General features: G+C 50.1%; 21 protein-coding genes and 1 other RNA gene. 10 read left to right on the top strand and 12 right to left on the bottom strand.

The features are described 5' to 3' along the window. Nucleotides 1-280 precede the first annotated feature (280 nt). Together NSU01_RS12070 and NSU01_RS12075 are read left to right on the top strand one after the other, a co-directional pair. Nucleotides 281-766 carry a tetratricopeptide repeat protein gene (locus tag NSU01_RS12070; protein ID WP_042135704.1) on the top strand — a complete coding sequence of 162 codons (486 nt, stop codon included), beginning with the start codon at nucleotides 281-283 and terminating at the stop codon, nucleotides 764-766. Nucleotides 767-1,136: 370 nt separating this feature from the next. After that, nucleotides 1,137-1,460 carry a hypothetical protein gene (locus NSU01_RS12075; protein WP_144026086.1) on the top strand — a complete coding sequence of 108 codons (324 nt, stop codon included), beginning with the start codon at nucleotides 1,137-1,139 and terminating at the stop codon, nucleotides 1,458-1,460. A 409-nt stretch (nucleotides 1,461-1,869) separates the two neighbouring features. Here the strand turns inward: NSU01_RS12075 and NSU01_RS12080 are convergent, their stop codons facing one another. From NSU01_RS12080 to NSU01_RS12105, 6 genes are all read right to left on the bottom strand, one after another. Beyond that, a complete protein-coding gene (locus NSU01_RS12080; protein WP_339303159.1) occupies nucleotides 1,870-2,694 on the bottom strand; it encodes a hypothetical protein in 825 nt (274 codons plus the stop codon). Between the two features lie 174 nt (nucleotides 2,695-2,868). Beyond that, the gene (locus NSU01_RS12085) at nucleotides 2,869-3,912 is read right to left on the bottom strand and encodes a M42 family metallopeptidase (protein WP_042135710.1); all 1,044 of its coding nucleotides are present in this window, start codon (nucleotides 3,910-3,912) and stop codon (nucleotides 2,869-2,871) included. 27 nt (nucleotides 3,913-3,939) lie between these two features. Continuing rightward, nucleotides 3,940-4,260 (bottom strand): lipopolysaccharide assembly protein LapA domain-containing protein, encoded by a 321-nt coding sequence (locus NSU01_RS12090; protein WP_042135712.1) that lies wholly within the window; start codon nucleotides 4,258-4,260, stop codon nucleotides 3,940-3,942. Between the two features lie 85 nt (nucleotides 4,261-4,345). Continuing rightward, complete coding sequence (gene pepF, locus NSU01_RS12095) at nucleotides 4,346-6,136, bottom strand: oligoendopeptidase F (RefSeq protein ID WP_042141004.1); 1,791 nt, start codon at nucleotides 6,134-6,136, stop codon at nucleotides 4,346-4,348. Between the two features lie 209 nt (nucleotides 6,137-6,345). After that, entirely contained in the window at nucleotides 6,346-6,516 is a 171-nt protein-coding gene (locus NSU01_RS12100) for a hypothetical protein (RefSeq protein ID WP_179093519.1), read from the bottom strand. A gap of 6 nt (nucleotides 6,517-6,522) precedes the next feature. After that, complete coding sequence (locus tag NSU01_RS12105) at nucleotides 6,523-6,756, bottom strand: hypothetical protein (protein WP_036702226.1); 234 nt, start codon at nucleotides 6,754-6,756, stop codon at nucleotides 6,523-6,525. 172 nt (nucleotides 6,757-6,928) lie between these two features. Between NSU01_RS12105 and NSU01_RS12110 the strand changes: the two genes are divergently transcribed. Further along, a complete protein-coding gene (locus NSU01_RS12110; RefSeq protein ID WP_036725228.1) occupies nucleotides 6,929-7,126 on the top strand; it encodes a cold shock domain-containing protein in 198 nt (65 codons plus the stop codon). Between the two features lie 209 nt (nucleotides 7,127-7,335). On the opposite strand, the gene NSU01_RS12115 is transcribed toward NSU01_RS12110, so the two are convergent. Further along, complete coding sequence (locus NSU01_RS12115) at nucleotides 7,336-8,580, bottom strand: MFS transporter (RefSeq protein WP_042135717.1); 1,245 nt, start codon at nucleotides 8,578-8,580, stop codon at nucleotides 7,336-7,338. A 224-nt stretch (nucleotides 8,581-8,804) separates the two neighbouring features. Between NSU01_RS12115 and NSU01_RS12120 the strand changes: the two genes are divergently transcribed. The 4 genes from NSU01_RS12120 to NSU01_RS12135 all read left to right on the top strand — a co-directional run bounded on the left by NSU01_RS12120 (nucleotide 8,805) and on the right by NSU01_RS12135 (nucleotide 13,922). Beyond that, nucleotides 8,805-9,887, top strand: a complete 1,083-nt coding sequence (locus NSU01_RS12120; RefSeq protein ID WP_042141005.1) for a tetraprenyl-beta-curcumene synthase family protein — start codon at nucleotides 8,805-8,807, stop codon at nucleotides 9,885-9,887. A gap of 73 nt (nucleotides 9,888-9,960) precedes the next feature. After that, nucleotides 9,961-10,932 (top strand): 6-phosphofructokinase, encoded by a 972-nt coding sequence (pfkA, locus tag NSU01_RS12125; RefSeq protein ID WP_039299701.1) that lies wholly within the window; start codon nucleotides 9,961-9,963, stop codon nucleotides 10,930-10,932. A gap of 239 nt (nucleotides 10,933-11,171) precedes the next feature. Next, a complete protein-coding gene (locus tag NSU01_RS12130) occupies nucleotides 11,172-13,646 on the top strand; it encodes an FAD-dependent oxidoreductase (RefSeq protein ID WP_076244228.1) in 2,475 nt (824 codons plus the stop codon). A gap of 15 nt (nucleotides 13,647-13,661) precedes the next feature. Beyond that, complete coding sequence (locus NSU01_RS12135; RefSeq protein ID WP_042235028.1) at nucleotides 13,662-13,922, top strand: metal-sensitive transcriptional regulator; 261 nt, start codon at nucleotides 13,662-13,664, stop codon at nucleotides 13,920-13,922. A gap of 72 nt (nucleotides 13,923-13,994) precedes the next feature. On the opposite strand, the gene NSU01_RS12140 is transcribed toward NSU01_RS12135, so the two are convergent. The 4 genes from NSU01_RS12140 to NSU01_RS12155 form a co-directional block, all read right to left on the bottom strand. Next, entirely contained in the window at nucleotides 13,995-15,350 is a 1,356-nt protein-coding gene (locus NSU01_RS12140) for an MATE family efflux transporter (RefSeq protein ID WP_042135723.1), read from the bottom strand. 144 nt (nucleotides 15,351-15,494) lie between these two features. Beyond that, the gene (locus NSU01_RS12145) at nucleotides 15,495-16,730 is read right to left on the bottom strand and encodes a putative glycoside hydrolase (protein WP_076244230.1); all 1,236 of its coding nucleotides are present in this window, start codon (nucleotides 16,728-16,730) and stop codon (nucleotides 15,495-15,497) included. Nucleotides 16,731-16,969: 239 nt separating this feature from the next. Further along, on the bottom strand, nucleotides 16,970-17,158 hold the full coding sequence (locus NSU01_RS12150) for a hypothetical protein (RefSeq protein ID WP_171718441.1): 189 nt from the start codon (nucleotides 17,156-17,158) through the stop codon (nucleotides 16,970-16,972). Between the two features lie 178 nt (nucleotides 17,159-17,336). After that, nucleotides 17,337-18,134 (bottom strand): YitT family protein, encoded by a 798-nt coding sequence (locus NSU01_RS12155; protein WP_076244232.1) that lies wholly within the window; start codon nucleotides 18,132-18,134, stop codon nucleotides 17,337-17,339. Between the two features lie 346 nt (nucleotides 18,135-18,480). Here NSU01_RS12155 and NSU01_RS12160 point away from each other — a divergent pair, with 346 nt between their 5' ends. Next, nucleotides 18,481-20,139 (top strand): DEAD/DEAH box helicase, encoded by a 1,659-nt coding sequence (locus NSU01_RS12160; protein ID WP_042135729.1) that lies wholly within the window; start codon nucleotides 18,481-18,483, stop codon nucleotides 20,137-20,139. A 115-nt stretch (nucleotides 20,140-20,254) separates the two neighbouring features. On the opposite strand, the gene NSU01_RS12165 is transcribed toward NSU01_RS12160, so the two are convergent. Beyond that, nucleotides 20,255-20,350: a hypothetical protein gene (locus NSU01_RS12165; protein WP_039299719.1), complete on the bottom strand. Its 96-nt coding sequence runs from the start codon at nucleotides 20,348-20,350 to the stop codon at nucleotides 20,255-20,257. A gap of 177 nt (nucleotides 20,351-20,527) precedes the next feature. Between NSU01_RS12165 and NSU01_RS12170 the strand changes: the two genes are divergently transcribed. Beyond that, the gene (locus NSU01_RS12170) at nucleotides 20,528-21,346 is read left to right on the top strand and encodes a DUF624 domain-containing protein (RefSeq protein ID WP_076244234.1); all 819 of its coding nucleotides are present in this window, start codon (nucleotides 20,528-20,530) and stop codon (nucleotides 21,344-21,346) included. A 104-nt stretch (nucleotides 21,347-21,450) separates the two neighbouring features. Then, nucleotides 21,451-21,642: non-coding RNA, 6S RNA (gene ssrS, locus NSU01_RS12175), on the top strand. The last annotated feature ends 78 nt before the right edge of the window (nucleotides 21,643-21,720 follow it).

The following is a 21,720-nucleotide window of genomic DNA, read 5'->3' on the forward strand; positions in this document are numbered from 1 at the left end:
GATTATTCTTGTATTTTGTACAACAATCCGCCTGAACAGCTTGTTATTCATGAATCAAAGTTGCAAAACGTACAACATTTATGTCCGCACTGCTGCTTCCTAACTCTAAGAAGTTTCAATTTAGCCGGCAACGAATCAAGTGTGGGGAATTGACGATTGTCGTATCTCCGCCAGTCTCTCAGCAACTGGCCGGTAATTTGAAGGGTTGTTATCTAAAGAGCAGTTATATAGTTATTAATTTCCCCTGTCAGAGTTAAATTGTAGAAGGAGGTCGCTGCCGGTGACAAATACTCTCGAAGCTGCCATTGCGCTGCGGACCTCCGGGCAAGCGGAGGAAGCAAGAGTCATGCTGCTTCAGCTGCTGTCAGCGGATGACAGCAATGCCGAGCTGTACTATCAGCTGGCCTGGACACATGATGTGCTCGGCATGGAACGCGAGGCCGTGTCCTATTATGAGCAGAGTCTTGCTCATGGTCTTCCGGATGAGGAGCAGAAGGCAGGTGCAATGCTGGGACTGGGAAGCACGTACCGGACGCTTGGGGCGTACTCACAGTCCCGGGAGCTGCTGGAGCAGGGCGTGCTTGAATTTCCGCATCGTGCGGAGTTCAAAGCCTTCCTCGCCATGACACTGCATAATCTGGGTGCGCATGCAGAGGCAATGGAGCTGCTGCTTAAGCTGCTGTCCGAAACCTCTGCCGATGCAGGTATTCATAGTTACAGCAAGGCTATTATGTTCTATGCAGATAAGCTGGAGCAGGTATGGTGATATAAACGCGCAATAGGAAACCCGGCACCTGAAGTTCAGAGGCCGGGTTTCTTTTTTTTGCGCTGTGGAAGGAAATACAACATTAGATTTCCCAGGAATAGCTATGTACTATACAAGACGCACAAAAAAAACAACTAGCGAAAGAAGCATAATCAGTCACCGGATATCCACCGCGAACAGCGGTAATCATCAAGAAATCTGAGGGCGGGCAGCGGCCGGAAGTCCAAAGGTTCACCGCAGTGACGACTAAGCTTCAAATTCAAATCTTAAGTGCATCTTATATAGTAAATTTATGGTAGAATATTTTTGTGTATATGTGCTTAAATATAGAATAATTGTGGCTTCGATCTTACTGTTTGCGGAGGTGTGAATGATGAACATACGACTGAGAGAGATAGGCTTAAGTGTCATGTTTGTTTCTGCTGTTTTCTTCTTCGGAAGGCCGGATGTGACCGATGAAACCAATGAACACATTGAACACAATGTAGAGGCGCTCAAATATTACAAGAATACCTCTGCACCAGTTATAGCTCACCCTATTTCAGCTGATAACAAGCTGCCCCGCAGGCATGAGGAAACTTCAGAACAGAATCTGATTATAGCTGAAGTTGACTCCGGCAAAAGCCCCGTGCAGCTCATCCCGGTCTATAAGAACGGGGATGTGCCGCGAATTGAGCTTGTGCCATCCCGTTAAATTTCAATACATTACATTCTACTGTTGGATCAATTGTTAATAACTCAGACCTGAGGATGAAGCGGACTGAGATTCCGTTTTATACTATTCATTTAAGCCCGAAATGAGGCATAATCGGTCATATAAGGGCACTGAGTCCGCTTGGACAGCGAATCCGCTGGATCTGCTCAAATAGCGGATTTTCAGTCCTCTTCACCCGAAAATTATTATTCTATAGTAAAAAATTGGGAGACGTGTCTCCCGCAGATACTTTCCTTAGTTCAGCTTATCTTATACAGTTAACAGAAAGAGTGCTGTGCCAGTTATGAATGGAACTGGCACAGCACTCTTTGGTTATTACGCTATAGCATAGGTTTAAGCGCTATGGCAAGCAGGAAGGCCCATGGCCGGATATGGCCACGGGCCCCGGTTATTTCCCGCCCGCCACGGCAATCATCTGCACGACCGGCCGCGAGTCGCCGGTCAGCACCACCTCGTCAGCGTTCATCTGCGATGAACCGTCTCCGTCGAGGAAGATCCCTTCCCGTCCCTCGCCGGGGACGGCCCGCTGCACGGCGGTGCGGAACTCCGCCGCCGTGCAGCGCGAATTCGTGACGAGCAGCCACAACTTGCCGGACTGGTCATAGACCAGCCCGGAGCGCAGGCGCCGCTCGCCCTCAAAGGGAAGATGCTCTGCGGCCGCCGCAGCTGCCCACAGCTCTTCATGCTGCAGGTTCATGCTGATCCCGCCCTGCGCCCAGTAATTGCCGCGGTCACTCACCGCCAGGTCGCCGCCGGAGGCAACGACCTGTACGCTGAACGCTCCCGCGGCTCCATCCCACACCAGGGTGCCACGCTCGTACTTCGCGTTGAACCAGCCGGAGCCGTAGCCCTGCGGTGCGCCGTTCACCGGCACGTCGTTCATGATGGCGATGGACAGCAGGTCATCGCCATAGAAGAAGCCGCCATTGATCCCATAGGCGGCAATCTGTCGCAGCGGCTGCCCTGCGCGCCGCAGCACGATATCCTCCGGCTTCACCGCCATCATATGCAGCTGAATCTCGCCTGAACTCTCGGCATAGATGTAACTATGAGGGAGGCCGTCAAAGACCTCATGCTCATCATCATCCGTCAGCCTAAGCGCAGCCAGGATGACCGCAAACAACACCAGCAGCACTGCGGCAGCAACAATCCACCACCTGCGGTGCCCCCGCAAACTCTGCAGCCATCCCCCAAACTCAAATCGCACCGACACAAGCATCCCTCCGCAAACTCCGCAGCATGGCATTAGTCTTCATAGTCTCTATGATTCAGTCCACACAGCCTAAGCTCTCCGTAAACCCCGCAGCATGGCATTAGCCTTCATAGTCTCCATGATTCAGTCCGCACAGCCTAAGCTCTCCGCAAACTCCGCAGCCATTTCTCTAGTTCAGTGCGCCCCAACATAAGCGGCAAGCAGCTTAGCAGTATTCAGCACGGCCTGCTTGTGTGTGCGCTCCATGGAGTGGGAGGCATGCACGCCCGGACCGATCAGCGCGGCCCGGATGTTATTCCCGCCACGCAGCGCCGCTGAAGCATCGGAGCCATACTGCGGATAGATATCTACCGCAAAAGGAATCGCCAGCCCGTTAGCGAGCTCAATCAGCTTACTGGTCATGGCATAGTCATAAGGTCCGGAGGAGTCTTTGGCACAGATGGAGACATCGGTCTCCTTGCAGCTCAGATCGTCACCCATAGCGCCCATATCCACAGCGATCATCTCGTTAATCCCGCCCGGAATCCAGGCTGCGCCGTGTCCGACTTCTTCGTAATTGGAGATCAGCAGGGACAGGTTATGGAGCGGCTTCCAGCCTTCGCGCCGGATGCTCTCCAGGAGGCCGAAGATGGCCGCTACGCTGGCTTTGTCGTCGAGATGCCGGGACTTAACATAACCGCTTGGCGTCAATACCGCACGGGCGTCAAAAGAAATGAAATCACCCACAGCAATGCCCAGCTTCAGCACATCATCTTTAGTGGAGACCACTTCATCAATACGGATTTCCATGTTCTCTTCTACGCGTTTGAAATCGCGCGCATCGGCATACACATGCACGGAAGGGTGGCTGCTCAGGATTGTACCGGTGTAGGTTAATCCGCTGCGCGTATGAATCGTGCAGTACTCATTCTCGATACTCTGCATGCTGAATCCGCCGACAGAGGTTAAGCGCAGGGAGCCGTTTGGTTTAATGGAGCGGACCATTGCGCCCAGTGTATCTACATGGGCACTGATCCCGATGGTGCGCGAAGGATCAAGTCCGGGAACAGTCAGGATCGCCCCGCCTTTCTCATTCCAGCTCAGCGGAATATTCAGTGCAGCCGCTTCTTCGGCCACAAGAGTCATCACCTGGGCGGTGAAGCCGCTGGGACTGGGGGTGTCGAGCAGTTTTTTGAGCAGGGTAAGGATATATTCTTCATTAGGCTGAATGTTAAGCAATGGGTGTTCCTCCTATTCGGTGTATGGTTATATCTGGGCTGATCCTTCTGAAGAGAGGACATCATTTGGGACAGTCAGAGAATCCATGGCATTGCCTGCATCACGGAGCTTGGTTAGCTCTGCGTTCAAGCTTTTAATCTGCTTCTGCAGCTTATATTGGCGGAAAATCCCGTAGGAACCTACAACAACGCCGCCGATCAGCGCGCAGCCAAGAATGACAAGAATAAGCGGGATGCTGACAACGTCGAAGCCGAAATTAACCGGTACCGTATCCACGTTCATGACAGCGAAAACAGCGGTCAGCAGTGCAAAGAATAAACCTAATATAAGTGACCATTGAAATTTCATAGTACTTCCTCCTCGGGCCATATTGACAATACAAATCCCCTGCCCGCAAAGGGCAAGGGATTACTGTAATACTAAGCTTTCTGCCTTACTTGGTCAACTGTTCCATCTGTTCAATCACACTTTCAAAGACGCTCATTGCTTCGCGGATCGGTTCAGGTGAAGACATATCGACGCCGGCTTTGGTCAGGATATTAATGGAATAATCACTGCCGCCGCTCTTCAGGAAGCCCAGGTAACGGTCTACCGCCGGTTTGCCTTCCTCCAGAATCTGTTTGGCGAAGCTGGTCGCCGCCGAGAATCCGGTAGCATATTTGTAGACGTAGAAGCTGTTATAGAAATGCGGAATCCGCGCCCATTCCATCTCGATATCCTTATCCACGACCATATCCTTACCGTAATACTTCACATTCAGGTCGTAGTAGATTGCAGAGAGGTCCTGAGGAGTAAGCGATTCGCCTTCTTCAGCACGCTGGTGAATAATCTTCTCGAATTCGGCGAACATCGTTTGCCGGAACACGGTAGTGCGGAACTGGTCGGCATAATAGGTGAGCAGGTACATTTTTTCCTTCGGATCGGTCGACTTGTTCAGCAGATAATCCATCAGCAGGGCTTCATTGGTGGTCGAAGCAACCTCTGCCAGGAAAATGGTGTACTGGGCATCCCGGTATTTCAGCGTCGTGTCTGAATAGTAGGAATGCAGGGCGTGGCCCATTTCATGCGCCAGTGTGAACATGCTGTTGAGGTTGTCATTATGGTTCAGCAGCACGTAAGGGTGGGTGCCGTAAGCTCCCCAGCTGTATGCGCCGGTGCGTTTGTTCTCATTCTCATAAACGTCAATCCAGCTTTTGTCGTAGCCTTCCTGCAGCACGCTTAGGTAGTCCTCGCCGAGCGGCTTAAGGCCTTCCTTAGTGATCTTCTTGGCTTCCTCAAAAGTAATATTCAGCTTGTATTCGTCCACGAGCGGGGCGAACAAATCGTACATATGTAACTCATCTACTCCAAGCAGCTTCTGGCGCAGCTTCATATAACGGTGCATCAGCGGCAGGCTCTCATGAATGGTGTCGATCAGATTAGTGTAGACTTCCTTCGGAATATTATCACCGTAGAGGGACATTTCCAGCACGGAAGGGTATTTGCGCACACGCGAGTAAAATACATTCTTGTTCACATTCGCACTAAGCGTAGCGGCGATGGTGTTCTTTTGCTTGCCGTAAGTCTCATAGACCGCTTTGAAAGCATTCTTGCGCACTTCACGGTCCGGGCTTTCCAGGAACTGAATGTAGCTTCCGTGGGTGAGCTCAACTTCCTCGCCATCTTCATTCTTGACCTTCGGGAATTTCAGATCCGCATTGTTCAGCATGCCGAACACAGTCTGCGGAGCCTGGGCAAGAGTGCCAACCTGAGCGAGCAATGCTTCTTCCGCTTTGGAGAGGACATGCGCTTTCTCACGCTTCATTTCCGTTAAGGTGAAGGTATAGTCAGAGAGAGAAGGATCGGCAATGAACTGGTCCAGGGTTTCGTTTGGCAGGGCCAGAATTTCCGGTGTGACAAAAGAAAGAGCTTCCCCGGCTTCAACGCCCAGCTTCTTGGCTTTTGAGGAGAGTGCCTGGTACTTAGGAGCCGCCGTATCTTCATCCTGGCGCATGTGCGCATATACATAGAGGCGTTCGGTCAGCAGGGACAGCTTGTCGTCCAGCTCGAAGCATTTCTTGAGGGCCTGAGGAGAATCAAGCTTGCCCTGGAAGTCAGAGGCGCTTGTGATTAGCTCCTTCACTTCCTTGTATTCGGCATCCCATTGTTCCTCTGAAGCAAACATATCTTCAAGCTTCCAGCGGTTCTCGGCGGGTACTTCACTTCTCTTAGGTAATTGTTCCATAGAAATCCTCCTCGGTTGATGGGATGCAGCAGACATAGTCTCGGCTTGCGGCACTGCTGCGGACACATTTCCCGGCAGCAGGCCGAGAACAAGCAGCAGCGGGAGGGATTTGGAAGTAAACGACATGACAGCAGCCTCCTGAATCTTAAAGTAGGCTTAGTATGTCCTGCCAAATCCTGATTATTAATCTTAAAGTACTTGCGGTGAAATTATGCGAGCATGCTGTAAATAATGAAGACAAAAGCGAGTGCAATCATGATGACTGCAGTTAAGGCCATGCCGCGTTTCAGACGCGGCGGCATCTTGTCCTTGCTCATAACGAGCACGGCACCCATACACAGAACGACAATTACATAGATTACAAGGCTCTCATTGTTCATTCCCGCTTATACCTGTTTGAAGGCAGCGATGATATTCTTGTACTCTTCTTCATTGTCTTTGTAGGACTCTTTGTTGAAGCGGTTGTTGACCCACTGCATCATGGCCGGACGGCTCATGAAGGTATGTGTTTCTTCTCCCCATTGATCGGAAATTTCACGGAGGATAATATAACGTCCCTGAACTTCCACTGTCATCATATTCCATTTGTCTGTTTTGTATATTTCATGTTTTTTGATCATTATCATTACCACCCTGGCGATTTTTGGCTTTTGGCTCAATGATAACGCACCGGAGAAGGGAAAAGCAAATTAAATCACGAATACAGGGAAAAGATGGATTGCTTTACAAGTATAGATGGAGTATAATGTAAGCATACGCCATATATGGCGGTATTTTTAGGAGGTTGTTCATTTGAAAGGTACAGTAAAATGGTTTAACGCAGAAAAGGGTTATGGTTTCCTTCAAGTAGAAGGCGGCGAAGATGTATTCGTTCACTTCTCAGCAATTCAAGGCGACGGTTTCAAGACTTTGGATGAAGGCCAAGCGGTTGAATTCGATGTTACTGACGGTAACCGCGGTCCACAAGCAGCGAACGTAGTTAAATTATAAGATACGGTCAGGCAGCGCTTCTGCCAGCCGCAATATATATTTGATGCAACACGCATTTGCATGAGTAGCAACAAGCAACTTAAGCAGCACACAGTTCTCCCGGGAACTGTGTTTTTTTATTTCTTCTATAGAATGATGAATCCAAACAGCCATGCCGCTCCCGGCTCCGGGATGGCATGGCTGTTTGGATAATTCCTACAATACAATACTCAGAGCGGAGTCCTGGCTTTTCTCCGGAGCGGCCGGTCGGGGCCTCCCCCCACATCCATCAGATGCTTGGACAGGAAGCCGATAAAAGCAAGAATTGAGAATCCGGTAGCCACCATATAGAATACAATCCGTCCGGCATCCTGATAGATCAGGCCGCCGAAGGTACCGCTAAGCAGACCGGCACCGCTGGACCATACAACCGTGAACAGTGCCATTCCCGTTGCCCGGAGATGATCCGGGATAATCCGCGTGATATAACGGACGGCGGTTACATAATAGATGCCGAAGGAGACGCTGTGCATAGCCTGAATGGCAACTACAGCTCCCGGCTCCTGAGCCAGTGACATGAACAGGAACCGCAAGGCAAACATCAGGCTTGCGAAAGCAAGCAGCGGCAGTTCCTTGAACTTGTCGCCGTATTTGCTCAGCAGGAAGAAGATCGGGATCTCACTAAGAGCAGAAGCCAGCAATGCCCAGCCGATAATCTCATCCCCGGCATTCATTCCCTTGAGGCTGATGGTCAAAAAGGCTTCATTCATGCGGTAACCGATAGCGAGCAGAAAGACACAGCTGAAGAACCACAGCACTTCTTTTTGTAATAGAATTTCTTTGAGTCCGCCGCCTTTAAGCGGTTTGCCTGAAGCGTCCCCGCTTACATCTGCGGGAGCTGGCTCGCTGCGTTTCACATCCTTCAGTCCGAAGGTAATAAGCAGTGCGGTCACGACAATCACGATACAAATGCCTACGCTATATTCAGGACCAAGTGCTCTCAGCACATAACCGATCGTTAGGGCGAAGAACGAATACCCGAGCGAGCCGAATACACGGATTGCAATGAAGTTCCGGCCGTGACGCTGGGCAATTTTGATAGCCATGGTGTCCGCAAGCGGAAATACAGGGTAATAGAAGAAATAGAAAACGGACAAAATAAGCATAACACTCGAGAAATCTGCGGCTCTGGCGAGAATGATAGCGGTTACCAGCTGGCCTCCTAGCAGGAGGGCCATGATCTTCCGGACAGTGCCCAGACGATCACTCATCATGCTCCAGAACAGATTGGAGAGAATGGAGATCAGCGGGCCGACAGAGTAGAGCAGACCCATCTGCGGGCTGCTGAAGCCCAAATGTGAATAGAATAAAGGGAAATAGGATACAACCAGCACGCTGGTGCCGTATAAGGTGAACATAAAGGATCGCAGCCAGTTTTGATCGCTATATTGGCCGCCGCTCCGTCCTGCATACATGAACCTGCACTCCTCCGGATATGAAATAAGCCTAATCTCATACATTTAATGTCGAACGGGTAATAGTATAGCATAAAGCTGGTGAGGCAGGGGTTACGTTAAAAAACGTTTTTCTGAATCTTTCAAGGTTTTGCGAAAGTGATTTTGTTGTTTGTACAAATACGCTCTGCATATTATAATAATGATGATTTGGATAAGGAGACAACAATGTGGAGGCACTGTCATTGAATGAATTTGAGCAAGGCCGTTACCTTAGTCCGCGCGGTCCCATTGGACTGATGAACAGGGTCTACAAGTACGTGCTGCCGGAAGTGCGGGCATGCCTCGATTTCTGGCGCCAGGATGCAGAAGGGATTCCCGATCCCGAGCTCCGCAAGCAAGCGCTTGCCAGCATTGAAACGAAGCAGTTTCATTGCGAAGGCGGCGGTATTTATGCCGCCGGCAATTTGTCGATGAGACATATACTGATTCCGCTAATTGTTGCTTATCAGACGATCAGTGATTATTTGGACAACCTATGTGATCGCAGTACTTCGCTTGACCCTGCCGATTTCCGGCTGCTGCATCAATCCATGCTTGATGCTATTAACCCAGAGGCGGAGCCGGTGAATTACTACGCGCTGCGCAATGAACAGAATGACGGCGGATATTTGTACAGGCTGGTCCGCAAATGCCAGGAGATGACCTCTCAGCTTCCCGGATATGCCGCCGCCGCAGCTGAGATTCATGATCTGGCCGTATTGTACACCGATCTTCAGGTCTATAAGCACATTCGTCCGGAGCTCAGGGAAGCCGCCCTGAAGGAATGGTGGGAGAGAGAGGGCCATCGTGCACCTCATCTCGGGTGGAATGAGTTTGCAGCCGCAACCGGTTCAACCCTTGGCGTCTTTATGCTTTTTTTGGCCTCATGTGATCCCAAGCTAAGCCTAAGCGCATCGGCTTCGATTCGTGCTGCTTACTTTCCGCATGTGTGCGGACTGCACATTATGCTGGATTATCTGATTGACCAGGACGAAGACCGGGCAGGCGGTGACCTCAATTTCTGCAATTATTATGACGACACTGATACCATGCTGAATCGGATCGCTTCCATCGTGGAGTGGGCCCGCAAGGATGTCCGGACTCTTCCCGAGACCTCAATGCATCGTATGGTCATCGAGGGGCTCTTGGCACTTTATTTATCCGATCCAAAAGTCAGCGAACAGCGGGAGGTTCGCTCTGTATCCAAACGGCTGATGAGAAAAAGCCCGCTGACCCGGCTATTCTTCTTCGTTAACAGCCGCTGGATACGCAAACACATGTATTAGTCGCACTAGATGCTGCCGGGGCTCATTCTGACACGGAGGACATCCGGCGCAATTTTAAGGAGGAACAAACAGAATGGCAAACGTAAAAAAAATCGCAGTACTAACCAGTGGAGGAGATTCACAGGGCATGAACGCCGCTGTACGTGCGGTTGTCCGCAGTGCGATCTACTTCGGAATTGAAGTGTTCGGCATTCAGCGCGGGTATCAGGGTCTGCTCAACCGTGATATTTTCCCAATGGATCTGCGCAGTGTGGGTGACATTATCCAGCGCGGAGGTACCATTCTGCAATCTGCACGCTGTCTGGAGTTCCTGAAGCCTGAAGGCCAGCAGAGAGGTGCTGACATTCTTAATGAAATGGGCATTGACGGCCTGGTAGTCATCGGCGGTGACGGTTCTTACAAAGGAGCCAACAAACTCAGCAAGCTGGGTATTAACACCATGGCTCTGCCGGGTACCATCGATAATGATATTTCCTTCACAGATTATACGATTGGCTTCGATACAGCCGTAGGCGTTGTTGTAGATGCGATTAACAAACTGCGTGACACCATGTCTTCCCATGAGCGTTCTTCGATCGTGGAAGTTATGGGCCGCCATTGCGGAGACATCGCGCTGCATGCAGGTCTTGCCTCCGGTGCAGAAACGATTCTTGTGCCTGAAATGCCGTATGACCTGAATGAAGTAGCAGACCGGATGAAGGACAATTTTGCCCGCGGCAAACGCCACAGTATTGTAATTGTTGCTGAAGGCGTAGGCAAAGGCGAAGATGTGGCACAGGCGCTCAAGGACCGCCATGCTTCTCTGGATGCCCGTGTAACGGTTCTGGGACATATCCAGCGCGGAGGTACACCTACTCCTGGTGACCGCAACCTGGCCAGCCGTCTGGGTGACTTCGCAGTCCGCAAGCTGATTGAGGGCGAATCGGACAAAGCATGCGGAATTATCAAGGGTGAACTGACTCTTACTGATATTGATAAAGTTGTGAACACTAAGAAAGACTTCGACACGGATCTGTATGAATTGGCTTCCCGTTTGTCCCAATAGGAACTATTATATTGCCTTTAAGACCGCCTGGAGACAGGCGGTCTTTTTCCTGTGATCATAATTAGAAGGATATGCTTAACTCGATATTTCTTTGCTCTGAGCTGGAAAAGATAAATAGTATTATTCCATATACGGGTGCCATGACCTACAGCAAAACATCTTTTTCTCACTTGACTATATACCCCCACCCGTATATATTTATACCCGTAGGGGTATTATTTTATAAGGGGGAACTAGAAGTGGGAAGAACTATTGTCATTATTGGCGGAGTAGCAGGAGGAGCGTCAACTGCTGCACGTTTAAGAAGATTGAATGAGGAAGACCGGATTATTATTCTGGAACGTGGAGAGCATGTTTCCTTTGCCAACTGCGGGCTGCCCTATTACATCGGAGAAACTATTGATTCCAGAGAAAAGCTGTTTCTGCAGACACCTGCCGGTATACGGGCCCGGTTCAATATCGATGTGAGAGTATTTACTGAGGCCACGCAGATTGACCGTGAACATAAGCGGGTAGAGTGCCGGAATAGTAAGACCGGAGAGGTTGAACAAATTCCATACGATATTATAGTGCTGTCTCCGGGTGCGCGGCCGATAGTGCCGTCTATTGAGGGTATTTCTGCAGCGGAGAATCTGTTCACCCTAAGAAATATTCCCGATACCGACCGTATCAAAGCTTATGTAGACCGCCGAAAGCCCCGACATGCTACAGTTATCGGCGCAGGCTTTATCGGCCTTGAAATGGCGGAGAATCTGCGGGAGCGGGGTCTTGAAGTAACTGTAATTGACCGGGGACAGCAGATTCTCAATCCGCTCGATCCGGAAATGGCCCGCCCGCTGGAAGAGCATATGCGGCTGCATGGTGTTGAAGTGCGGCTGAATGAAGGTGTAGAGGCTTTTGAACAACAGGGCAGCCTGCTGCGCCTCTCCTCCGGTGAAGTGCTCAGTACCGATATGGTGATTTTGGCAATTGGTGTCAGTCCCGAGAATGATCTGGCACGCAGCAGCGGGCTTGCACTTGGTGTCCGTGGAGCAGTTAAAGTAAATGCCCAATTACAGACCAGTGATCCGGCCATCTATGCCGTTGGGGATGTCATTGAAGTCAAGGACCGTATTCAAGGGTTTGATACCATGTTTTCTCTTGCCTGGGGGGCGAACCGGCAGGGCCGTCTCGCTGCAGATCATATTAATGGGCGCGAAGCTTCATACAATGGGGCAATGGGAACGGCGATTATTAAGATTTTTGGTTTAACTGCCGCTCTTACCGGTAATAACGAGAAGACGCTTAAGTCTCTTGGGGTACCTTATGAAGCGGTGCATATACATCCGAATTCCCATGCCGGATATTATCCCGGTGCTGCACCGATAGCCATGAAGCTGTTATTCAATCCGCAGACAGGAGCCATTTACGGAGCGCAGGCGGCGGGCAGCACCGGTGTTGATAAAAGAATCGATGTAATTGCCACAGCCATCCGCGGCAATCTTAAGGCTAATGAGCTGGCCGATATAGAATTGTCATATGCTCCTCCATACTCCTCAGCCAAGGACCCGGTAAATATGGCAGGCTACGTAGCCTCCAATCTGCTGGAGGGACTTGTAGCAAACCTCCAGTGGCATGAGGTGGATGACTTTTCGCACGGCGGCGGACTTATCATTGATGTGAGGGAAGAAGTGGAACGGTCAGCAGGCTATATACCCGGCTCTATAAACATTCCGCTGCCAGAGCTGAGAGAGCGTCTAACGGAAATCCCGCGGGATAAGGAAATTGCGGTATCCTGCCAGGTAGGGCTGCGCGGCTATATTGCTGCCAGAATACTAAGCCAAAACGGTTATCAGGTAAGGAATGTTGACGGTGGATATAAGACTTATGCTGTGATGGAAGAAAGTCAGCTGCAGAGTACCGGGAAGCGCAAGGCTTCGTCCGGTTCAGCGGCTCCTGCCAATGCCGTGAATAACCGGACAGAACACGGGAATGAACAGCGTCTTATACTGGATGCTTGCGGTTTGCAATGTCCGGGCCCTATACTCAAAGTATATGAGACACTAAAGTCAATGGAAGATGGCCAGAGGGTTGAGATTTCTGCAACGGATTTTGGTTTTGCCGCTGACATCAGGCAGTGGTGCAGCAAGACGCATAACACCCTGGAATCTGTAGATGTATCTGAGGGCAAAGTGAAGGCGCTGGTACGCAAAGGGTCATGGAATACAGCAGATGATGTGTTTCAGGTGCAGAATCCCCAAGTCACAGAAGGGACGACCATGGTTGTCTTCAGCGGCGATCTGGACAAAACCATTGCATCCTTCATCATTGCCTCAGGTGCTGCCGCGATGGGGAAGCAGGTAACGATGTTCTTTACTTTCTGGGGGCTGAATGTGCTGCGGCGCGGGCAGACCCCGCAGGTGAAGAAAGCCGGACTCGACAGAATGTTTGGAATGATGATGCCGCAAGGGACACGTAAGCTACCCTTATCAAGAATGAATATGGGCGGGCTGGGTGCGCGGCTGATCCGCTACACGATGAAACGCAAGAATGTAGATTCACTGGAGCAGCTTATGCAGGGGGCACTTAATGCCGGTGTGAAGCTGATGGCTTGTTCTATGAGTATGGACATCATGGGTATATCACAGGAAGAATTGATAGAAGGGGTAGAGATCGGCGGTGTTGCCAGCTATCTCGGTGCCGCAGAGGATTCGGGAGTTAATCTGTTCATTTAAAGGGGCGAAGAAACCGTGGAATATGACAAGGCAATAATAAACAGATTGAAGCGTATAGAAGGTCAGGTTAGGGGTGTTCTCAGCATGCTGGAGGAGGGCAAGGATTGCCGGGAGATTGTAACCCAGCTGACCGCGATCAGAACCGCCGTAGACCGCACTGCTGGTGCAGTTATTGGAGACAATCTGGAGCACTGCATTCAGGAGGAGCTGGCAAAGGGAAATACTCCGGATCAGGTCATCAAGGAAGCAGTACAACTGCTTGTGAAAAGCCGGTAAAATAGAACAGCCGCAGACAGGAGGATTAACCTCTTGCCTGCGGCTGTTTTTCGAATATAAGCTGTAAATTACTCAAGCCTTCTCAAGAGCGAATCTTCGCTGCACCCGAATGAGCCGCGACAGCAGCAGAATAGCTCCAATAGCCAGACCCGTAATCAGCCCGATCCAGTAGCCGTAAGCGCCCAGATCCGTATAAGTGGCGAGCAGATAGCCAACCGGAAGACCAATTACCCAGTATGCAACGAAGCAAATGATGAAGGCAGGGGTAACATCCTTATACCCCCGCAGAACACCTTGAATTGGAGTTGCGATAGCATCGGAGATTTGGAAAAAGATTGCATAGATCAGGAAATGCTGAATTAGCGATATCACTTCAGGTGCATCCGAATATAGCCCGGCGACATGGCTGCCGGCAAACAGCAGCACCAGCGCGGTAAGCAGGGAGAGGACCGCTGCCGTACCAATGCCCATGAATCCGTACTGGCGGGCATCCTTAAGCCGGCCGGAGCCGCTCTCGAAACCGACAAGTATCGTCAGACTCATACAGATGCTCAGCGGAATCATATACAGGGTGGACGCGAAGTTGATCGCTGCCTGGTGGGCTGCAATAGTAACCGTATCAAAGCGGCTCATAAGCAGCGTTACGGCTGAGAAAACCGCAGTTTCAAAAAAGATTGAGAAGCCGATAGGTACACCGATCTTCAGCAGTTCCTTAAAGCTGCCCAGCGACATGGCATGGAATTTGCGGAAGAGCTGCAGGCCTCTGAAGGGCTCGGCACGATAGATAAAGACCAGGGAAATCAGGAAGATTACCCAGTATGTAATGGCTGAGGCTACACCGGCACCTACTCCGCCAAGGCGGGGGAATCCGAAGTTACCGAAGATCAGAAGGTAATTGAGTCCCACGTTAACCGGAAGAGCAATCAGTGTGATGAACATCGAGACGCGGGTCTGACCCAGTGCGTCAATGCAGCTGCGGACTACGGTATAGCCGAACAACGGTATGATGCCAAAAGAAATCGCCCGCAGGAACCGGAATGCGATATCGCGTACCTCTGGCTCCAGGTTCATGAAATTGAGTACCGGCGATAAGGCCAATCCGCCCAGAATGAGCACCAGCACCGATACGAGCAAGGAGAGCCACATGCCTTGCATGACCTGGTGGGCGACATCTTTATTGCGGCGGCTGCCGATCAGATGGGAGACAATCGGCGTAATTCCCATTAGAATCCCGCTTAGTCCGGTCTGGATCGGAATCCACAAGCTTGTGCCGATAGCAACACCGGCGAGATCGTTCGTACCGAATTTACCGGACATGTTCGTATCGAAGAAAGTAATGGCTGACAAGGCGATCTGAGTAATAAGGATCGGAAGCAGGATATGCAGAAACTGTCCGGCTTTTTGTTTAATGGAAGAAGTCTGTTTCATAATAGTGGGTGCCCCGTTATCTTAATAGTAGTTGTAGGATGTACTTGCTTAATTCTCAGTAAAAAACCCGGCAGCTGCCGGGTTCCGGATCGTCTTATGGTGATGTCTTATGGAGATTGGATACATCAGATAATTGCTGTAAGCTTATTGTTCGTAATCCACTTCCGAGGTATAACGGTTATTGGCATTCCAGAGCAGGAATTCATCCACGTTCTCGTCTTTCAAGGCCCGGATCTGGTCTTCAACCTGCTTTTTGCCGTATTTGACATAATGGCCGCTGCCGAGCCAGCTGGCGGTGAAATCCTGTATCCATGGACGAATTACCGGCTTGTAGCTGCCGAGCGGATCAAGCTTCTTGTGCGTATCGACCATTGAGCCTTTGATTGTAGCATAAGGGTCCTTGTCCGGATCTTTGACGTCAAACCAGCCGGTAGAGTAATGGCTTGGATAGACCATCGGGCTGATGACATCCACATTCTTCGATATTTTGACGAAATCCTGGCCAATGCCCTCTGCTGCAGGAACTGACGCTGCATAGCCGAAAATATCAACAGATACACGTACGCCCAGCGGCGCGAGCTCTGCTTTGGCATATTTGACAAAGTCGGCAATGATTTCTACACGCGGTCTGTCACTCTTGGTGTATTTCAATGTATCTGCACGTTTCTCGAAGCCTTCAGGGAAGCGTACATAGTCAAATTGAATTTCCTTGAATCCGAGCTTCGCGGCTTCTTTGGCAATATCCACATTGTACTTCCACACCGCTTCATTATAAGGATTCACGAAGCTGTCTCCGCCTTTGTTAGCCCAGACTGAGCCGTCGGTATTTACAAAGGATAATTCCTTGTTCTTCTTGGCCAATACAGAGTCCTTGAAAACAACAATCCGGGCAATCGGATATACGTCATGCTCCTTCAGACGTGTCATCAGCTTGTTGATGTCTCCAATGAACGGCTGGGGATGTCCCATTTGCTGGAGCTCTGTGTTATCCGTTTTGTATGTGATGTAACCCGCGTCATCCTTGATATCGATGACCATGGAATTCAGTTCCGTCTTGTCGAGCAGAGCGAGCAGGGTTTCCATGCGTTCGCCCCCGGCGCTGTAGGCTGTTACATAAATCCCCTTAACCTTAGGTGCATCCGGCTGCGGATCGGTATGAAGTGCTGCGTCTGGTGTTGCGCTTGGTGAGGGTTCAGGTGCTGCCGTGCTGCCAGCTCCACCCGGTGTAATCGCTGTTGCCTCTGGATTCGTAGTGTGTTCTGCGACGATGGGGGGATTCATGGCGCTCTGCAGTGCTGCTGCCACATCAGCGTCGTGGCCGTTATTCGGCACTCCAACGCCTCCCAGGGCCATCATCAGTAATGCCCAGGTGATGTTCATTCGTTATTCGCTCCCTTTATGTACATTCCCTTAAAGTATAAAGTAACGGATGCACTCAAAAAGAACAGACTTGTAACAATACCCGTAATTTTTGGTGTCATAAAAAACCGCTCTTGTTGTTTATAAACGGGATGTACGGATTTTGAACCGCTGAATTAAAAAGTAAATGCCGCTCGGATCCGGCACGAAGGCCGAATCCGAAGCGGCAACTATAAAAACTTGCTCTTAGGGCAGCTTGCTTAGTGAAGATACGCAGAATTCTGATGCTCGCAAATGCTGTAATGGATGATATCCATGGCATCTGCCGGTTCCAGAATGCTTAGACCGTCACGCAGAACGATTACAGAATTGAGTTCGTCCTGCTTCAGAAACGGTATCATATCGGGATACCACCTCATGACGATTGCTGACAGTTTTACCGTTTCCATTTCCACAAAAATCACCCTTTCCTTTTTCGAATCGAACTGAATTAGAATTCAGGGTCCACCCGGAAAAACGAAGTGCCTGGAAAAAAGAGGGGTAAATCACAATCTTCATGAAATTGATAAGGGTCCTGCGTGGTACTAATATATCACAATTTTAAAATATGCGCATTTTTTTCGGAGCCTATCTTTTGCGGAAAGACCCCATAACCCCGACTGTTTCAACGATGTTCACAAAAGCCTGCGGGTCGCTTGTTTTGATGATCCGTTTGAGCTCTGCGAGTTCGTACCGTGTGGTCACTGTCATTAGCATGTCCCGTTCCACATGAGAATAAGCACCTTCCGTCTTAATCTTTGTGACACCGCGCTGAAGCCCCAGCAATTGCTGCAGAAGCTCATCCGTCCGGGTTGTTACTATATAGACGGTGACTTTGATGTGGCTGACATGAATCAGATCGACGACCTTGCCGCTTACATAAATGGAGACCATGGATGCAAGTGCCAGGTTCCAGTTGTTATCGAAATAAGCTGCGGCCAGAATAACGAGCCCGTTAAGGCCGACCAGGACATTGCCAATCGGGAAATCGCGGTAACGTGTAATAATCGAGCCCAGAATATCGAAACCGCCGGACGAGCCGCCCACACGGAAAGACACTCCGGCCCCGACACCTACAAGCACCCCTCCGAAGACGGAAGCCAGCAGCATATCCGAGGATACCTGATGCACCGGCACCAGGGTCATCAGCCAGGTTGTGGCTCCGACAGAGAGGATACTGAGGATAATGAACCTCCGTCCAAGCTGGAACCAGCCGGCGGCAAGCAGTGGCACATTAAAGAGTAAATACAGCAGGCTGATGTTAAATGGAGTGAAGTAACCGACCAGCATGGCCAGGCCTGATACTCCTCCACTGAGCAGTCTGTGCGGGATCAGGAACAGATTGAAGCCGCAGGCAATCATCGCAGAACCGAAGATTACGGCCATATAACTCCCGAATAGTCTGAGTTTCAACAAACAAATTCACCTCTATGTTTAATGTAAGTAATGAAAGAAAGGAATGTACTGGTATTCCTGATCCGGTTTGTGATATAATGTATAGGATATTCTTGAGTAGGACGTTACAATGGTATTTTTGCATTGCTTAGAATGCGAAGTTACAGTTGTCAGGTATATGTAGTGGCCTGATCATAGGACATTTTTTTTGTCCCAATACGCGCTAAACCATGCAGGAAATACGGCATGATTGGACAGCCTATAAATGTGTTTACCGCTACTTAAGAATACAGACAAGCATGTGGAATGTCCACTGTATAGAAGGAGCATGAATAATTTGAAAACATTCGCAGAATTCGGCTTGGAGCCAAAAGTGCTACAGGCAATCACTGAACTAGGATTTGAGGAAGCAACACCCATTCAGGAGCAAGCTATCCCTCTTGCAATGGCCGGATCGGATCTGATCGGCCAGGCACAGACGGGTACAGGTAAGACCGCTGCTTTCGGGATTCCCCTCATTTCCAAGATCGCCCGGGAAGAAGAGAAAATTGTTGCATTGATTATGACGCCTACACGCGAGCTTGCTATCCAAGTAGCAGAAGAAATCGGCAAATTGACCCGCTTCAAGGGACTTCGTTCACTGGCCATCTACGGCGGGCAGGATATCGGCCGTCAAATCCGCGGACTTAAGAAGAAACCACAGATTATTATTGGTACTCCTGGACGTCTCCTGGATCATATCAACCGCAAAACCATCCGTCTTGATGATGTACAGACCATTGTACTTGATGAAGCTGATGAAATGCTGGATATGGGATTCATGGAGGATATCCAGACGATCCTCAAGCTCGTTCCGGAAGAACGCCAGACGATGCTCTTCTCGGCTACTATGCCTCCTAACATTCAACGTCTTGCCCAGCAGTTCCTGAAGAACCCACAGCATGTATCCGTAATTCCTAAGCAAATCAGTGCACCGCTAATCGATCAGGCTTATATTGAAGTTCCTGAACGCCAGAAGTTTGAAGCGCTCAGCCGTTTGATTGATATGGAGTCCCCTGATCTGGCTATCGTCTTCGGCCGTACCAAACGCCGGGTAGACGAGCTTGCTGAAGGACTGCAGAAACGCGGATATTCCGCTGATGGCCTGCATGGTGACTTGTCGCAGAACCAGCGCGATGCTGTAATGCGCAAATTCCGCGACGGCAGTATTGATGTACTGGTTGCTACAGACGTTGCAGCCCGCGGTCTGGACGTTTCCGGTGTAACTCATGTAATTAACTTTGACCTTCCGCAGGATCCGGAAAGCTATGTACACCGTATCGGCCGTACCGGCCGTGCCGGTAAAGAAGGAACTGCATGGTCCTTCGTAACTCCTCGCGAAATGGATCACCTGCACCTGATCGAACGTGTTACCCGTCACCGCATTACCCGTAAACCGCTTCCTACTATGGCTGAGGCTATTGAAGGCAAACAGCGCATTACAGCTGAACGTCTGCTGGCAATGGTTGAGGACGGCGGCGAACTGAACGAATACAAAGGTATTGCCATTCAATTGCTGGAACAATATGATTCTGTACAGCTGCTATCCGCAGCTATGAAGCTTCTTACCGGCGATAACAAGGATGCGCAAATCGAGCTGACTCCTGAAGATCCGATCCGCGCGAAACGCCGCGGAGGCAAGAACGATATCCGCAGCGGACGCAAGCCTAACGGCGGCGGCTATGGCGGCAACCGTACAGGCTCCGGAACTGGCAGCAGCAGTGGCGGCGGCTATCGCGGTAACCGTGATAATGCCAGCAGCGGCGGAAGCACGCGTGGCGGCTACAGCAGCGGCTATGGCAGCAACAGCGGCAGCAGCTACGGCGGCGGCTACAAAGGCAACCGTGATGCGGGAGCAGGACGCGATGGCGGTGCAAGCCGCAGCGCAGACCGTAAACCGTCGGCCCGCCCAAGCAGCACAAGCACCCGTCCGGCTAAACAGGATTACGACGTTTAAGCATTGTGTTTGACATAGGAAGAAGACGAGCGACCGCGAGCGGTTCTCGTCTTCTTTTTTTGCAGAGATAAGAATTTATATGCTTCGAGTAATACCTTATCCTTATCATGCACGATTAGATGAAAGTGCGGGTAATAATGACGAGCAGGATGAACAGGACCAGAATGGTGCCGGTGGAAGTCCAAGGATTGCAGCAACCGGGTGCGGACATGGGATTAACCTCCTTTAAACAGTGGTTGTTGTGGTTACGATTCTAATATATGGACGAATCACAGAGCTTGCGTAGACACTTACCTATAACTTGTAAACTTGGGCGCTGGAAAAGTCCGGGTCAAATAGGGTATAGTTAAGATACGCAGTATGCGCTAGATAGACAGGAGGAAGGGAATTGGAGTTTAAGGGAGCAATGGGCGGTTTATACCGCATCACAGAATGGATATCACGTATTGCCTTCAGTAATATTTTGTGGGCACTGTGTTCGGTTCCATTTCTGTTCGCAGGAGTTATGAAGATGATTATGCTGGGTTCGGAAGCAGGCGGACCGAATGAGCAGATCACGCTCAACTGGGTACTTGGCGTACTCGCGCCATTCACTGTATTTCCCGCTACGGCGGCGTTGTTTACAGTGGTGCGCAAATGGGTGATGGGCAACACAGATGTAAGCACATTCCGCACTTTTTTTCAGGGGTACAAAGAGAATTATTTCAAAAGCATGCTTGGAGGTATTATCTACACCCTGCTGTTCGTGATTATGTACGTTGATGTTACCGTATACATGACACAAATGGCCAATTTCAAAATCGTCGGTATCCTGATGCTCGTGCTGATGATTATTTTGTTCGTTTCCATGTTCAATTTCTTCTCGATCGTGGTTCATTACCAGATGACCTTCAAGGAAGTGGTGACCAACTCCATTCTGTTGACCATCGCCCGGCCGATCCGTGTATTCTCAACACTAATTGGTTCAGCGGTTCTTCTCTATATAGGTCTGCGGTATCCGGTGCTCTACGCTCTTTGTATTCCTACATTCATTGCTATGCTTGCTTTCTTTAACTTCTATGCAACGTACAACAAGCTGCAGCTGCAGGTGGAGAAGAAGAAGCTGGCTGAAGAGCAGGCGGCGCTGGAAGCAGCCGAGAATGAAGGCATGCCTTCTGACGAGGATGATGAGGAAGCGGAAGAGGGTATTAACCTCAAGAAGAGTTAACATTCCGGTAACCGAAAGATCAATAATTTTGACGGAAATTTATTCCAGTGTTAATTAAAGCGCATACAGGTTTACATTTTCGTTAAAACGCAATATAATATTAATAAATCCTGCGATGTACGTTATGGTTGCTCGTTGTTTTGAACCAATGATAATGTCTTGGGAGATCTACATGAAGCGCGGCTGAACAGCCCTGTCTATACGACTTGGGGAATTCAAAAACGACTTCTGCGGTCACCCACCTGCTATAGCAGGTTCAGAAGACACTGCAGCCGGACGGCATAGGCGGGTTTTCTACTGTTTTTGACAAGGCACCCTGTTACCTGCTCACTGCAGGAGTAGGGTGCCTTTTATGGTGTGTGTTCCGGTTTTTT

Source organism: Paenibacillus sp. FSL H8-0259, from assembly GCF_037963255.1.
Lineage (GTDB): Bacteria > Bacillota > Bacilli > Paenibacillales > Paenibacillaceae > Paenibacillus_AQ > Paenibacillus_AQ phytohabitans.